A 13877-nucleotide genomic window follows, 5' to 3' on the forward strand; every position below is an offset into this window, starting at 1 on the left:
TGATAGCGCCGATAGCGATGGAAGAAGGCCTTCGTTTTGCTATCCGCGAGGGTGGCAAGACAGTAGGGGCCGGCGTGGTGACCGAGATAATCGAATAACTAAAAGGGAAGATAGCAAGGGGAATCGATAGATTCCCCTTTATTTTTGGCTTTTTATTGACAATAAAAGCGAATTATGATAAATTGAATTAAGTGACTACGTGTATGGCAGAGTGTACCGAACTAAAGGTGTAGGAGGTGTCCTGATGAGGGTTAACATAGTGCTGGAGTGCACAGAATGCAAGCACAGGAATTACCATACAGAGAAGAACAAGAAAAACGACCCCGATAGGTTAGAACTTAGAAAGTTCTGCAAATACTGCGGGCGTCATACTCTACACAGAGAGGCAAAATAAAATTGTTCCTTTTGAGGGGGATAATATTTAATGGCAGCCGGCGGCGAAGGTTTTTTGAAAAGAAGTGGCAAATTTATAAAAGAAGTAAGGTCCGAGCTAAAAAAGGTGACCTGGCCTACCAAAGATGAACTGGTGTCTTCCACCATAGTGGTTATCGTATCTGTGGCCTTGGTAAGCGGTTTTATATGGATAGTTGACAGCATATTGTTGAATGTTTTAAAGCTTATTCTCCGATAAGGGAGGGCGGGGTTAAACCCCTTGCGCGATATGTCTAAAAACTGGTACGTGATTCATACCTATTCCGGTTACGAAAACAAAGTAAAGGCAAATCTGGAAAAGCGAGTAGAATCCATGGGAATGCAGGACAAGATTTTCCGGGTTCTGGTTCCCGTGGAGGAAGAAGTGGAGATAAAAAACGGGAAAAAAAAGGTGACGCAGCGCAAGATATTTCCGGGATATGTTTTGGTCGAAATGATAGTCACCGATGATTCTTGGCATGTGGTCAGGAATACGCCTGGTGTTACCGGTTTTGTAGGTACAGGCAACAAGCCCATTCCGCTGCAGGAATCGGAGGTCAAAGCTATATTAAAAAAGATGGGTATCGAAGAGCCGAAGCCTAAGATTGAACTTGATATAAACCAAAACGTAAAAGTCATTTCAGGACCTTTCGAGAACTTCGTGGGTAAAGTTGTGGAAATCAATCACGAAAAGCAAAAAGTAAAAGTCCTCATTTCCATGTTTGGCAGGGAAACGCCGATTGAGCTGGATTACAATCAGATTGAAAAATTATAGTATCGCAAGGAGGTGCTAGCATGGCCAAAAAAGTAGTGGCAGTGGTAAAGCTTCAGATTCCTGCTGGAAAAGCTACGCCCGCTCCACCGGTAGGTCCTGCACTGGGTCCTACAGGTATCAATATAATGAATTTCTGCAAGGAATTCAATGAAAAAACCGCATCTCAGGTGGGGCTAATAATTCCAGTGGAGCTTACCGTATATCAGGACAGGTCCTATACTTTCGTGCTGAAGACGCCGCCGGCTTCGGTATTGCTTAAAAAAGCCGCCGGCATAGAGAAGGGTTCCGGTGAGCCCAACAAGAACAAAGTTGGCAAAGTTACGAGGAAGGATATCAGGGAAATCGCAGAACTGAAAATGAAGGACCTTAACGCCGCAAGCCTGGAGGCAGCTATGCGGATGATAGAAGGAACGGCCCGCAGCATGGGCATAACCGTGGTTGATTAATGTAAAAAAATAAATTCGGAAATAAAGTGGGAGGAATATTTCCGATAGTACCACAAGGAGGGTTAAGGGATGCCAAAAAGAAGCAAAAGCTATCTTGAAGCGTTAAAACTGGTGGACAGGACCAAATTGTACGAGCCCAGGGAAGCAATAGAGCTTGCCGTGCAGACTGCTAACAAAAAATTCGATGAAACCATCGAAGTGGCGGTAAGGCTTGGAGTCGATCCGCGCCACGCTGACCAGCAGGTAAGGGGGACCGTAGTGCTCCCTCACGGCACGGGTAAAACCCCAAAAGTGCTGGTGTTTGCAAAAGGCGATAAGGCTACCGAAGCCGAGCAGGCAGGAGCCGATTACGTAGGTGCGGAAGATTTGATTGCCAAAATTGAAGAGGGATTTTTGGATTTCGATGTAGCCGTAGCGACTCCAGACATGATGGGTGCGGTGGGTAAGGTGGGCCGCATATTGGGACCGAGGGGCCTTATGCCCAACCCCAAAGCGGGAACAGTTACCTTCGATGTGGGGAAAACCGTAAAGGAAATCAAGGCAGGAAAGATCGAATACCGTGTGGACAAAACGGGAATAGTTCACGCGCCTATCGGCAAGAAATCCTTCGGCCCCGATAAACTGATGGACAATTTCATGGCCCTTATGGAATCGATAATCAAGGCAAAACCCGCGGCGGCTAAAGGGACTTATCTGAAGAGCATAACGGTTTCGAGCACGATGGGGCCTGGAATCAAGATAAATCCGAGCAAAGTAACGGAAAAGAAATAAGGTGCTTTTAAAAATTAAATAAAGTTTAAGTTCGCTGCAGAAAGTAGGTGCCGAAAGGCTTAATATCCTACCGAGGCGAAGGCAAAGTATTTATCAGGGTGAATACAAGGCCTTTCTGTACCTCTGCAGAAAGGCCTTTTTGGTTTATCAGCTTTTCTTGAAGGAGGTGAGAAGGTGGGAGCTAGGGAGGAGAAAAAGAAACTGGTCGCCGAGCTTAAGGATAAGTTCAGCAGGGCGAGAGCGGCCATATTGACCGATTACAAAGGGCTCAATGTGGCCGAGATGACCGAGCTGCGCAGCAAGTTGAGGGAACAGGGCATAGAATACAAGGTGGTCAAAAATACCCTCACGAGGATAGCGGTTAAGGACCTGGATATTAATCTTGATGAATACCTGCAGGGGCCAACGGCCATTGCCTTCGGCTACGATGACCCCGTAACCCCGGCTAAAATTCTGATGGATTTTGCCAAAGACCACAAAAACCTGGAGATAAAAGGCGGTATCGTTGAGGGCCGGGTGTCGGACAAAGCAGTGGTGGAGCAGCTGGCAAAGCTCCCCAAAAAGGAAGAGCTCATCGCCAGGGCCGTGGGAGCAATCCAATCGCCCCTTTTCGGGATTGTGTGGGTGCTTCAGGGTCCGATTCGCGACCTGGTTTATACTCTCCAGGCCATTCAGGAAAAGAAGGCATCCTGACTTTAAGGGTTCTGAAAAGGGCTCTTGTGGCGGCATAGCCGCCGGGTAAATTAAAACCAAAAATGATAAAAAATCAGGGAGGTTGGAAAAAATGACAAAGGACGAAATCATTGCTGCTATAGAAAATATGACGGTTCTTGAGCTTTCGGAATTGGTAAAGGCTTTACAGGAAAAGTTCGGAGTAACAGCTGCTGCGCCGGTAGCTGTGGCGGCTGGCCCCGCTGCTCCCGGTGCTGCTGCTGAGGCTGCAGCTCCCGAGCAGACAGAATTTGATGTAATTTTGGCAAATCCCGGTGCAGAGAAAATAAAGGTAATAAAGGTCGTAAGGGAACTCACCGGCCTTGGCTTGAAAGAAGCGAAAGACCTGGTAGACAACGCACCGAAACCCATAAAAGAAAAGGTGAGCAAAGAAGAAGCCGAACAGATAAAAGCAAAGCTTGCCGAAGTCGGTGCTACCGTCGAGATAAAGTAAAAACCTTGGAAAATGCCGCGAGCTCTGGCTCGCGGCTTTCTGCAACAAACCCTTGACGAAAAAAAGATTTTGTTATAAAATAAAAATTGCGTTGTGAAATGACGTCGCGGGGTGGAGCAGTCTGGTAGCTCGTCGGGCTCATAACCCGAAGGTCGCTGGTTCAAATCCAGCCCCCGCCACCAAAGGAAAATATTGTGGCGGCGTAGCTCAGGTGGCTAGAGCATGCGGTTCATACCCGCAGTGTCCGGGGTTCAAATCCCTGCGCCGCTACCAAAAGTGGCCCTGTGGTCAAGTGGTTAAGACACCGCTCTTTCAAGGCGGTAACAGGGGTTCGACTCCCCTCAGGGTCACCATTTATTTTTATTTTATGAATAAAAAGTCGCAGCTTGCGACTTTTATTTTTTTTTGTCTAACGATTTTTTTGCGAAGCGACATCATATTGACATATTTTGTTATAACGCAGGTGTATAATAAAGCCTACCAAAAATTTGTGGTAGGTGATTAAATTGATTAATAAGACTAAAATTCACAAACCGTATTTTGCAGTGCCGCAGATATTGCTGGCGGTTGATTCACTGATATTGCATGTTGCGGCTTTCTTTCTGGGAAGGGCCCCGATACTGGAGATATATCCCCTGGGCATTTCAATTACTGCCGCGGCTGCTTGTTATCGAGGAAGATTTTTGACGGTGGGAATTGCATCTCTTTTAGGGACGTTTACGGCAGCCGGGGAATTGATGGCCGTGAAATATGCTGCAGCAACAACGATTTTTGCAATCCTATACCATTTGCTGCGAAATAAGGTCAAAAACAGGGATTTGCTTGTCGGAGTATGTATCTTCGTTTCATCTGCAGCGTCGGGTCTTTTGATGTCTACGATGAAAAGCGCGAGTTTGTACGATTACCTCTTAATTTTCATGGAAGCCGGGCTTTCTTTCATCTTTGTCCACGTTATTCCATACGGTTTGCCCGGCGTGTTTAAAAGCCGTTCGACAAAAATAGAAAAAAGCCTGTGCCTTATATTGATAGCTGGCGGTGTATTAAGGATAATGAGTTTCTGGGAATTTTTCGGGATAAACTTGAAAGAGGCATTAAGTACGGTGGCGGTCCTCGTTTCTTCTGGGGCTGGCGGGCCGGGCGCTGGGGCCACCGCTGGAGCTGTGCTGGGGATTATGGGGAATCCATCCTCGGCTGCCCCGTGGTCGGCAGGGACCTTGGCTTTTGCCGGTATGGTCGGCGGTGCTTTTTACAAGCTGGGGAAGTACGGAGTTGCCGCTGGGTTTGCCCTCGGGTATCTCATCTTAAACCTATATGCAGGCTTTGTCGGAGAAGCCGCCATAAAACTGCCTTCACTGATTTTCGGACTTTGCATATTTTTGCTGCTGCCGGTAAAACTGTTGGAGAAGGTGGCGACATATTTTACGGAAGACGGAACCGAGGATGAACTGGTGATAAGGCGGGAAATTTTCAAGGATAGGCTGTACGAACTTGCCAGACTTTTCGATGACCTTTCGGGAGCTCTGATATTGCCGTCGGAGAATAATGGACAACAGGGATTTTTCGAAAGATTTTACCATAAAGTGAAAAGCGAAATCTGCGCCGGTTGCAGCATGTACAGAACGTGTTGGGAGAAGGACTTCAAGGCGACAGTCAGGGCATTGTACGAAGTTTTGAAAGATGAAAAAGGTTTCTATCACGGTTCGGCATTGGGCTTTCTCATATGCCGCTGCGAAAGGATTGAAGAAATTAAGGGAATATCGAGGTACATGAATACTGCGAGGAATTTTGAAGCTAAGATAGAGAGCATAATTAAAAAACAAAGAGAAGTCATGGTCAATAATTTCAAGGGTACGGCCCGGATTATAAGGACGCTAGCGGACGGCGCGTTTCCCGAGGGTACCTGCTTTGGAGTGGAAGAAAAGATAAAAAGCAAGCTGTCCGAGAGGGCCATAAAGGTCGACCATATTTACGCAATTAAAAATATGGACAAGCTTCAGGTAAATATCGTGAAAAGTCCGTGCGTAAAGGGCAATCTTTGCGAGAGAGAAATCCCCGCCTGCGTAGAAGAGGCTATCGGAACGGAAGTTGTATTAAAAGTGGTGGAATGTCCTCTGCGGAGCGGAAGCACAAGATGCAGGCTCAAAGCCATTCCGAAAGGTAGCTACCGGGTGAGCGTGGGAGTGGTAAGCCTCCCAGAACAGGGGGCTGAAGTTTCGGGGGACAGCTTCTCTTTTGCACAACTGGAAAGCGGTGACTTTATGCTGGCCATCAGCGACGGTATGGGAGTGGGAGAAACGGCTAGGAAAGAGAGCGAAAGGACGCTTTCGTTGCTGGAAGAACTGCTAGAAGCGGGCTATGACAGTCAAAATTCCATTGATATTCTGAATTCCGCAATGCAATTAATGAGAAACGAAGACAGTTTTTCCACATTGGATGTGGTTTTGATAGATACCTATTCGGGCAAGGCGGAATTTTTAAAAGCTGGAGCGGTGAGCAGTTTTATAAAAAGAGGCAAACACGTGGAAGTTGTAAAAGGAGGAGCGCTTCCTGTCGGAATAATAGACAGCGTAGCGGTAAGCAGCGTCAAAAAAAATCTCAAAGCCGGCGACATTATTGTCTTACTCAGCGACGGTGCTTTGGATTCTTTTTCAAACGAAGACGATAAAGAAGCGGCAATAGCAAAATTTCTTGAAACGGCATGTACAACCAATCCGCAGGAATTGGCCAACATGATTCTTCAAAAGGTGAGGGAGAATAATAGGACAATAAAAGACGATATGACGGTGCTGGTTGGCAGTGTATGGCGATATACCCATTTCGCATGAAAAAGGCCTTAACGGCCTTGTTTTTTGTGCTTGTATTTCGGAATCACTTCTGATATTATTTAATTTAAAATGAAAGTTATGTTGGATATTCGTATTTTGGTGGATAAATCATGGATATCATCGAGGTATTTAAAAGGACGGTCTTAAAGTACCGGATGATAAAAAATGGCGACAGGGTTCTGGTGGGTGTTTCCGGGGGACCCGATTCAGTATGCCTTTTGCATCTTTTGCTCCGCTTTAAGGATGAATTTGGCGTAAATTTGGCGGTGGCCCACCTCAACCATTCATTTCGCGGCCGCGAAGCGGATGAAGACGAGGCTTTTGTTAAAGACCTTGCCCGAAAATGGGATTTGCCCTTTTATGCCGAAAAAATAGATGTCCCCGCTTATATAAGGGAAACGGGACTTTCCCCGGAGGATGCGGCCCGAAGGGTAAGATATGCCTTTTTTGAGCGCGTAAGGGAAAAAATCAAGGCCAGTCGGATTGCCCTTGCACACAACAGCAATGACCGCGAGGAGACCATCCTCATGAATATCTTCCGGGGAAGTGGGATTGAAGGGCTTGTGGGCATTGAGCCGGTCAGGGACCATTACATCCGCCCTTTAATCGAAGTGGAAAGAGATGCCATAGAGGAATACCTGAGAAAGGAGGGTATTCCTTACCGGATAGACAGCACCAATCTTCAGACCATTTATTTCAGGAATAAGATCAGGCTGGAGTTAATTCCGCTCATCAAGAGGGACTATTGTCCGCACCTTTCGGCAGCTTTAAAAAGGCTTTCAGAAATTGCTTCCCTTGATGTGTCCTTCCTGGAGGAGCTTTCGCGGGAGGCTTACAGCAATACGGCAAAAAGGGTGCCCGGCGGCGTAATGATAAACTTAGAAAAGTTCGGAGAAATGCACGATTCCCTGAAGTTCAGGGTAGTGAGAAAAGCGGTGGAGGAGATTCTGGGAAATTTGCAGGACTTTGAATACAGGCACGCCAAAATGCTGGTGGAATTTATAAAGGAAAAGCCGACGGGAAGTAAATTAAATTTGCCGCACGGGCTTGTAGGTGAAAAAAGCTACGAGTATTTTTATATTTACGGGAAAGCTCCGCCGGAGGCAAAAAGCTTTTATTATGAACTTCCCGTGCCCGGAGAAGTTGAAATACCTGAGGCGGGAGCTGTGATCGCAGCCCGAATAGCCGAAGTGAAAGAAGGCTTTTCTCTTAAGAAAAGTCCTAACTTAGCGTATCTGGATTATGACAGGATAAAAGACCAGCTGGCAGTAAGAAACCGCAGGCCAGGGGATAGATTTATTCCGTTCGGAAGCGGATTTTCCAAGAAACTCCAGGATTTTTTCGTGGACAATAAAATACCCGCGAGGGAAAGGGACCGGGTGCCGCTCGTCGTTTCGGGAGACCAAATACTATGGGTTTGCGGCATGAGGATCGACGAAAGGTTTAAGGTTACCGACAAGACGAAAAAGGTGTTGGTCCTGGAAATGAAAACAAAAAATAAAATGCAGGAGGAATAGTCCGTGCTGGAAGATATAAAGGAAATTTTAATAACCGAAGAGGAAATAAAGAACAAACTCAAGGAACTCGGTGAAAAAATAACGAAAGACTACAGGGATAAAAAAGACGTATTGCTCGTCGGAGTTTTGAAGGGGGCGGTGCTTTTTATTGCCGACCTCATCAGGCATATAGATTTGCCGGTTCAGGTGGATTTCATGGCGGTGTCCAGCTACGGTGCATCCACCGAGTCTTCAGGCGTAGTGAGGATATTGAAGGACCTGGACGAAAATATAGAGGGGAGGAATATTTTAATCGTGGAGGATATAATAGACTCAGGGTTAACCTTAAGCTACCTTTATAACATGCTGAAGTCCAGAAAGCCCGCCAGCATAAAAATTTGCGCGCTTTTAGATAAGCCCAGCCGGCGGAAGGTTAAAATCAAGGTGGACTACCTGGGATTTGAGATTCCAGACTATTTTGTAGTGGGTTACGGCCTTGACTACAACGAAAAATACAGGAATCTCCCATTCATAGGCATTTTAAAAGAGGAGGCCGTAAAAGCAGCGAATTGAGGGCAAAGATTTTTGGGGTTTTGCAAATATGATAATATTGTGGTAGAATATCGAAGGGATTATTCGGCCCTTGAAGGGAGGAACAATTTTGAACAATTTTCTTCGCAACGCAAGTTTTTACCTTTTAATATTTATTCTGCTTTTATCTCTTGTTCAGTGGTACTCAACAAGGAGCGAAATTCAAGCAAGAATAGGATATACCGACCTGATTCGCCTTATAGATAACGGGTCGGTAAAAGAAATAAAAATGATGGACAACAATATAGAAGGGACTTTGAAAGACGGCCGAAAATTCACAAGTTACGTTCCCGATAAAACGGTGTTTATAGAGAGAATTCAGCCGAGAATAGACAGGGGAGAACTCGCGCTCATAGCCCAACCGGTGCCTACCGTTCCATGGTGGTCTCAGATAATTCCCTCCATATTGATGGGTTTGCTCTTTGTCGGCGCCTGGTTTTTCATCATGCAGCAGAGCCAGGGCGGGGGCAGCAGGGTGATGAGCTTCGGCCGGAGCAGGGCCAGGCTTCACACCGACGACAAGAAGAGGGTGACTTTTAAAGATGTGGCGGGTGTAGATGAAGCCAAGGAAGAACTCCAGGAAGTGGTGGAGTTTTTAAAACACCCGAAAAAATTCATAGAATTAGGGGCGAGAATCCCAAAAGGAGTGCTTCTCGTAGGCCCTCCGGGCACGGGTAAAACCCTGCTGGCCCGGGCGGTAGCCGGAGAGGCGGGTGTCCCCTTTTTCAGCATAAGCGGTTCCGACTTCGTGGAGATGTTCGTGGGCGTCGGTGCCGCCCGGGTGCGGGACCTGTTCGAGCAGGCCAAGAAAAACGCTCCGTGTATCGTTTTTATAGATGAAATAGACGCCGTCGGCAGACAAAGGGGAGCCGGACTGGGCGGCGGTCACGACGAGCGAGAACAAACATTAAACCAGCTCTTAGTTGAAATGGATGGTTTTACCATAAATGAGGGGATTATAATAATCGCGGCCACCAACAGGCCCGATATATTGGACCCGGCCCTTTTGAGGCCTGGCAGGTTCGACCGCCAGATAGTGGTGGATCGGCCAGACGTCAAGGGCAGAGAAGAGATATTAAAGGTTCACGCAAGGAATAAGCCTTTGGCTGAGGATGTGGATCTGGGGGTGCTGGCCAGGAGGACTCCCGGATTTACAGGGGCCGATTTGGAAAACCTGATGAATGAAGCGGCCTTGCTTGCAGCCCGGAGAAACAAGAAAAAGATAACTATGGAGGAGCTTGAAGAGGCCATAACCAGGGTGGTGGCAGGACCCGAAAAGAAGAGCCGCATAATGACAGAAAGGGAAAGGCGCCTGGTGGCCTACCATGAGGCGGGCCACGCAGTGGTTGCAGAGCTCTTGCCCAACGTCGACCCGGTTCACGAGGTTTCCATAATCCCGAGGGGCAGGGCCGGAGGATACACCCTCATCCTGCCGAAGGAAGACCGGTTCTTCATGAGTAAAAGCGAGCTTCTCGACCACGTTACGCATCTATTGGGAGGCAGGGCTTCGGAGGAGTTGGTGCTGAAAGAAGTCAGCACCGGCGCGCAGAACGATTTGGAGCGGGCGACCGAAATAGCTCGGAGAATGGTTATGGAATACGGAATGAGCGAAACCTTGGGCCCCATGACACTGGGGCACAAGCAGGAAGAAGTATTTTTGGGAAGGGACCTGGCAAGGGGCAGGAATTACAGCGAAGAAGTAGCGGCGGCTATAGACAAGGAAGTGAGGAACATCATCGACAAATGCTACAGCAGGGCAAAGACTCTGCTGAGCGAAAATATAAATAAACTTCATAAAGTGGCCGAAGCCCTCTTAGAGCGCGAAAAACTTTCGGAAGAAGAATTCCGGGAGGTTTTCGCAAGTGCCTAAAAAGTACCGAAAGACCCACCATAAGGTGGGTCTATTTTTTTTGCATATTAATCTGAATGGGTGAAAATATAAAATAACGAGCACCCTAAAAAGAAAAGAACTGGAAGGTGGTATGGGTGAATCTTTCGGGAGAATTATTTTTCCTTGCCGTGGCGGCGCTGGCGGGACTTCTCATGGCGGTGCAGGGGTCCATGAATTCGGTGGTGAGCAGGGCCATAGGGGTTTCGGGTGCCACCTTTATCGTGCACCTTACTGCAACTTTAGTAATGGCGGCGGTTATCTTTTCAGGGGCGGGCAGGACCGCCTGGGAAAAATACGATAGCGTGCCGTGGTACGATTATCTCGGAGGCGTTATAGGAGTTCTCATTACGTACGCGGTGGTGATGAGCATACCCAAACTTGGAGCGGCAGTGGCAACCACCGCCATAATTGTGGGTCAGGTGCTGACAGCTTGCCTTCTGGACCATTTTGGATTTTTTGGCCTCGAAAAAGCTCCATTTACCTGGATGCGCTTTTTCGGCCTTGTGCTGTTATCCATAGGTGCCAAATTAATCCTCAACTGAGCGCGGAAAAGTTGACAAATGTTACCTGGCAAGATATAATAGTAAATGAACATATCATTATATAATGAAGTGAAGACATAACAATTTAAATGGGGGGATTGGAATGGACCTAGCCAGAACTCTCCTGGGAGAAAAGGTAATAGAACAGGGCGTGCGGTTTTTGGTGAACGAACCGATAAACAACATGGAAAGGATGCTGGAATGGGTAGAAAAAATTCCGATGCCGGAGCACCACAGGAGAAACGTGAGTTCAGTCAAAAAATTCCTTCAAAATAAGGATTCCAACTGGTACAAGTTTGCAGAGCGGCTGCTTACCAATACCCATCCCAACGTTAAACAGAAGATGGCAGTAAACTTTTTCGTGAACGCCAGCTTCCTCGGAGTGCCGAGGCAGATGGAAAATGCGAAAAAACTTGGATGCTCGGTGCCGTGGGCGCTACTGGTAGACCCGACAGAAAGGTGCAACCTCAACTGCATTGGCTGCTGGGCAGGCGATTACCAGAGAAGGGAAGAGCTGAGCTTTGAACTTATGGACAGGATCTGCACTGAAGCCCAGGAGCTGGGGATATACTTCATGGTCATGTCAGGCGGCGAACCGCTTCTGAGAAAAGACGATATACTGAAGCTCGCCGAAAAGCACAGCTCCATGGTGTTTCACCTTTTCACAAACGGGACTTTAGTAGACGATGAACTCGTTAAAAACCTGCAGAGGCTCGGCAACGTGACCTTAGCTTTCAGCATAGAGGGGTTTGAGGAAACGACGGACAGGCGAAGGGGCAAAGGGGTTTTCAAGAAGGTAATGAACGCCATGGATAAAATGAGAGAAGCGGGGCTCATATACGGGGTATCAGTTACCTACACGAGGCATAATACCGAGGAGCTTGCCAGCGAAGAATTCGTGGATATGCTGGTTGACAAAGGAGCAGCCTTTGCCTGGTATTTTACCTATATACCCATAGGCAAGGATGTGGACCTTGAGATGATGGCAACGCCCGAGCAAAGGGCATATATATACGACAGGATTTTGGAGTACAGGAAGACCAAGCCCATCTTGATTATTGATTTCTGGAACGACGGTGAGGCTTCCAACGGCTGCATAGCCGGAGGCAGGAGATACCTTCATATAAATGCTCAGGGAGAAGTTGAACCATGTGCTTTTGTTCACTACTCCACGTGCAATATTAAAAATTTGAGCCTCAAAGATGCGTTGCGTTCGCCGCTGATGCTGGCCTATCAAAAAAGGCAGCCTTTCAACATGAACATGAGAAGACCGTGTCCCCTCATAGACAATCCGGAAATGCTCAAGGAAATTGTGGAAGAAAGCGGGGCTTACAGCACGCAGCTTACTGCTAACGAGACAGCAGCGGAATTTGCAGAAAAATTGAAGCCCTATGCCGAAAAATGGGGTGAAATAGCGGATAAAATCTGGTATGATAAAAAAGTGAAAGAAGGAGAATGCTGCAAGGGGGGAACCGATTGACGTTGAATTCAGTTGAATCCAAAGTAAGGTTTTTAGAAAGCTTGGCCGACAAGACCAGGCTTAGAATAGTGGAAGCTTTGAGAGAAAGGGAAAAAACGGTGAGCCAGCTGGTTCAGGAACTGGGTGCGAGCCAGTCGAATATTTCGGGACACCTGAGGCTTCTTAAGATAAGCGGAATAATAAAAAGCCGGCAGGAAGGAAAATACGTATATTACAGCTTGAGCAGCAGCGTTATCGCCGAATTTCTTACGAAGCTGGAAGACCTGCTCATTGCAATGAAAAGGGAAGCCCTTGAAAGCGCATAAGAGGGCTTCCCTCTTTTGCTAAATTTTATTTAACAGCGCAGATTTTTGCCCTTTGGCCCATATAGGCTGCAAGCTCGATGACTCTCATGGCATAGCCGTATTCGTTGTCGTACCAGGCGAGCACCTTTACAACCCTGTCGCCTATGACCATTGTCGAAAGCCCGTCGACAACCGCGGAATGGGGATTTTTTACAAAATCAGCAGAAACGAGAGGTTCTTCCGTATAATCCAGAATACCCTTGAGTTCCCTTTGTGACGCTTCTTTAAAAAAGGCGTTTACCTCTTCTCGAGTAGTAGGTTTTTCTACGTTTGCCACGAAATCGATTATAGACACCGTTGGAGTGGGAACTCTAAAAGCAAGGCCGTTTAGCTTTCCCGCAAGGTGGGGAATGACAAGGCCAATAGCCTTGGCTGCTCCTGTAGTGGTCGGGATTATTGACATCGCCGCAGCTCTTGCCCTTCGAAGGTCTTTGTGCGTTTTGTCCACAAGATTCTGGTCGGCGGTATATGCGTGAACCGTGGACATTGACCCGTTGATTATCCTTAAATTTTCATCGATTACTTTTACTACGGGTGCAAGGCAGTTGGTGGTGCAGGATGCTGAGGATACGATAAAATCCTTTTCGGGGTGGAAGTCTTCTTCATTGACGCCCATGACAATAGTTTTGTCGGCGTTTTCTGCCGGGGCGGTGATTATAACTCTTTTTGCTCCGGCCTTTAAATGTTTTTCTGCATCTTGGCGTTTCCTGAATTTACCCGAGGATTCGATAACTATGTCTATCCCAAGTTCGTCCCACGGAAGTTTTTCTGGATCTTTTTCGGAAAAAAAGGGAATCGGCTTTCCGTCTATTATAAGAGCATCATCGGATGCCTCTACGCTGGCCGGGAAAACGCCATAGACGGAATCGTATTTGAAAAGGTGAGCATGGGGTTTCGGGCTGCTGGAACTGTTGATAGCTGCAACTTCAATCTCCGGGTTGTTGCCCTCAAGATAGATTCTCAGTACGTTTTTCCCTATACGCCCAAAACCGTTTATGGCAACCCTTACTGTCATGAATACATCCTCCCTCAAACTTTTTAATTAGTTTCCATTGAAAAACAATTCCCTCAAACCCGCAGAAACCCAGCATCTTCATCCCAAAAAAGAGAATATTTACGGTATAATATAGCAAAAAGGAG

The 13877-nt window shown here is 47.1% G+C and carries 16 protein-coding genes, 3 tRNA genes and 1 other annotated feature; of the genes, 18 read left to right on the top strand and 1 reads right to left on the bottom strand.

The window, feature by feature from the left end; genetic code table 11:
• The 18 genes from AN618_RS12855 to AN618_RS11260 all read left to right on the top strand — a co-directional run.
• On the top strand, window positions 1-98 hold a 98-nt coding region (locus tag AN618_RS12855), incomplete at its 5' end, for an EF-Tu C-terminal domain-related protein (protein ID WP_157081692.1).
• Window positions 99-244: 146 nt separating this feature from the next.
• Window positions 245-394 (top strand): 50S ribosomal protein L33, encoded by a 150-nt coding sequence (gene rpmG, locus AN618_RS11180; RefSeq protein ID WP_066355137.1) that lies wholly within the window; start codon window positions 245-247, stop codon window positions 392-394.
• A 30-nt stretch (window positions 395-424) separates the two neighbouring features.
• Window positions 425-631 carry a preprotein translocase subunit SecE gene (secE, locus tag AN618_RS11185; protein ID WP_066355139.1) on the top strand — a complete coding sequence of 69 codons (207 nt, stop codon included), beginning with the start codon at window positions 425-427 and terminating at the stop codon, window positions 629-631.
• A gap of 30 nt (window positions 632-661) precedes the next feature.
• The gene (gene nusG, locus AN618_RS11190; RefSeq protein WP_066355140.1) at window positions 662-1186 is read left to right on the top strand and encodes a transcription termination/antitermination protein NusG; all 525 of its coding nucleotides are present in this window, start codon (window positions 662-664) and stop codon (window positions 1184-1186) included.
• 20 nt (window positions 1187-1206) lie between these two features.
• Window positions 1207-1632 (top strand): 50S ribosomal protein L11, encoded by a 426-nt coding sequence (rplK, locus tag AN618_RS11195; RefSeq protein ID WP_066355142.1) that lies wholly within the window; start codon window positions 1207-1209, stop codon window positions 1630-1632.
• A gap of 69 nt (window positions 1633-1701) precedes the next feature.
• Window positions 1702-2403 (top strand): 50S ribosomal protein L1, encoded by a 702-nt coding sequence (gene rplA, locus AN618_RS11200; protein WP_066355145.1) that lies wholly within the window; start codon window positions 1702-1704, stop codon window positions 2401-2403.
• A 16-nt stretch (window positions 2404-2419) separates the two neighbouring features.
• Window positions 2420-2554, top strand: a sequence feature (ribosomal protein L10 leader region).
• 23 nt (window positions 2555-2577) lie between these two features.
• The gene (rplJ, locus tag AN618_RS11205) at window positions 2578-3096 is read left to right on the top strand and encodes a 50S ribosomal protein L10 (protein ID WP_066355148.1); all 519 of its coding nucleotides are present in this window, start codon (window positions 2578-2580) and stop codon (window positions 3094-3096) included.
• A 91-nt stretch (window positions 3097-3187) separates the two neighbouring features.
• Window positions 3188-3568, top strand: a complete 381-nt coding sequence (gene rplL / locus AN618_RS11210) for a 50S ribosomal protein L7/L12 (RefSeq protein WP_066355154.1) — start codon at window positions 3188-3190, stop codon at window positions 3566-3568.
• Between the two features lie 105 nt (window positions 3569-3673).
• A tRNA-Met gene (locus tag AN618_RS11215) sits at window positions 3674-3750 on the top strand.
• Between the two features lie 14 nt (window positions 3751-3764).
• Window positions 3765-3841 (top strand) — tRNA-Met (locus tag AN618_RS11220).
• A 5-nt stretch (window positions 3842-3846) separates the two neighbouring features.
• Window positions 3847-3921: transfer RNA gene (locus AN618_RS11225), tRNA-Glu, on the top strand.
• Window positions 3922-4065: 144 nt separating this feature from the next.
• Complete coding sequence (spoIIE, locus tag AN618_RS11230) at window positions 4066-6393, top strand: stage II sporulation protein E (protein ID WP_083515195.1); 2328 nt, start codon at window positions 4066-4068, stop codon at window positions 6391-6393.
• A gap of 110 nt (window positions 6394-6503) precedes the next feature.
• Window positions 6504-7910 carry a tRNA lysidine(34) synthetase TilS gene (tilS, locus tag AN618_RS11235; protein ID WP_066355160.1) on the top strand — a complete coding sequence of 469 codons (1407 nt, stop codon included), beginning with the start codon at window positions 6504-6506 and terminating at the stop codon, window positions 7908-7910.
• Between the two features lie 3 nt (window positions 7911-7913).
• A complete protein-coding gene (gene hpt / locus AN618_RS11240; protein ID WP_066355162.1) occupies window positions 7914-8462 on the top strand; it encodes a hypoxanthine phosphoribosyltransferase in 549 nt (182 codons plus the stop codon).
• Window positions 8463-8550: 88 nt separating this feature from the next.
• Window positions 8551-10350 (top strand): ATP-dependent zinc metalloprotease FtsH, encoded by a 1800-nt coding sequence (gene ftsH, locus AN618_RS11245; RefSeq protein WP_066355165.1) that lies wholly within the window; start codon window positions 8551-8553, stop codon window positions 10348-10350.
• A 116-nt stretch (window positions 10351-10466) separates the two neighbouring features.
• The gene (locus AN618_RS11250) at window positions 10467-10913 is read left to right on the top strand and encodes a DMT family transporter (RefSeq protein ID WP_066355166.1); all 447 of its coding nucleotides are present in this window, start codon (window positions 10467-10469) and stop codon (window positions 10911-10913) included.
• A 103-nt stretch (window positions 10914-11016) separates the two neighbouring features.
• Window positions 11017-12393, top strand: coding sequence for a radical SAM protein (locus tag AN618_RS11255; RefSeq protein ID WP_066355170.1), 1377 nt, complete (start codon window positions 11017-11019; stop codon window positions 12391-12393).
• Window positions 12390-12698 carry an ArsR/SmtB family transcription factor gene (locus tag AN618_RS11260; RefSeq protein WP_066355172.1) on the top strand — a complete coding sequence of 103 codons (309 nt, stop codon included), beginning with the start codon at window positions 12390-12392 and terminating at the stop codon, window positions 12696-12698. The genes AN618_RS11255 and AN618_RS11260 overlap by 4 nt, the downstream gene beginning before the upstream one ends.
• Before the next feature lie 25 nt (window positions 12699-12723).
• Here the strand turns inward: AN618_RS11260 and gap are convergent, their stop codons facing one another.
• Window positions 12724-13752 carry a type I glyceraldehyde-3-phosphate dehydrogenase gene (gene gap / locus AN618_RS11265; protein WP_066355174.1) on the bottom strand — a complete coding sequence of 343 codons (1029 nt, stop codon included), beginning with the start codon at window positions 13750-13752 and terminating at the stop codon, window positions 12724-12726.
• Window positions 13753-13877 lie beyond the last annotated feature (125 nt).

This window comes from Fervidicola ferrireducens (assembly GCF_001562425.1).
Taxonomy (GTDB): Bacteria; Bacillota; Thermosediminibacteria; order Thermosediminibacterales; family Thermosediminibacteraceae; genus Fervidicola; species Fervidicola ferrireducens.

Excerpts from the sequence above, each read along its gene's own strand:
- rpmG (WP_066355137.1), top strand. The coding sequence starts at position 245 with ATGAGGGTTAACATAGTGCTGGAGTGCACAGAATGCAAGCACAGGAAT.
- secE (WP_066355139.1), top strand. The coding sequence starts at position 425 with ATGGCAGCCGGCGGCGAAGGTTTTTTGAAAAGAAGTGGCAAATTTATA.
- nusG (WP_066355140.1), top strand. The coding sequence starts at position 662 with ATGTCTAAAAACTGGTACGTGATTCATACCTATTCCGGTTACGAAAAC.
- rplK (WP_066355142.1), top strand. The coding sequence starts at position 1,207 with ATGGCCAAAAAAGTAGTGGCAGTGGTAAAGCTTCAGATTCCTGCTGGA.
- rplA (WP_066355145.1), top strand. The coding sequence starts at position 1,702 with ATGCCAAAAAGAAGCAAAAGCTATCTTGAAGCGTTAAAACTGGTGGAC.
- rplL (WP_066355154.1), top strand. The coding sequence starts at position 3,188 with ATGACAAAGGACGAAATCATTGCTGCTATAGAAAATATGACGGTTCTT.
- tilS (WP_066355160.1), top strand. The coding sequence starts at position 6,504 with ATGGATATCATCGAGGTATTTAAAAGGACGGTCTTAAAGTACCGGATG.
- AN618_RS11255 (WP_066355170.1), top strand. The coding sequence starts at position 11,017 with ATGGACCTAGCCAGAACTCTCCTGGGAGAAAAGGTAATAGAACAGGGC.
- gap (WP_066355174.1), bottom strand. The coding sequence starts at position 13,752 with ATGACAGTAAGGGTTGCCATAAACGGTTTTGGGCGTATAGGGAAAAAC.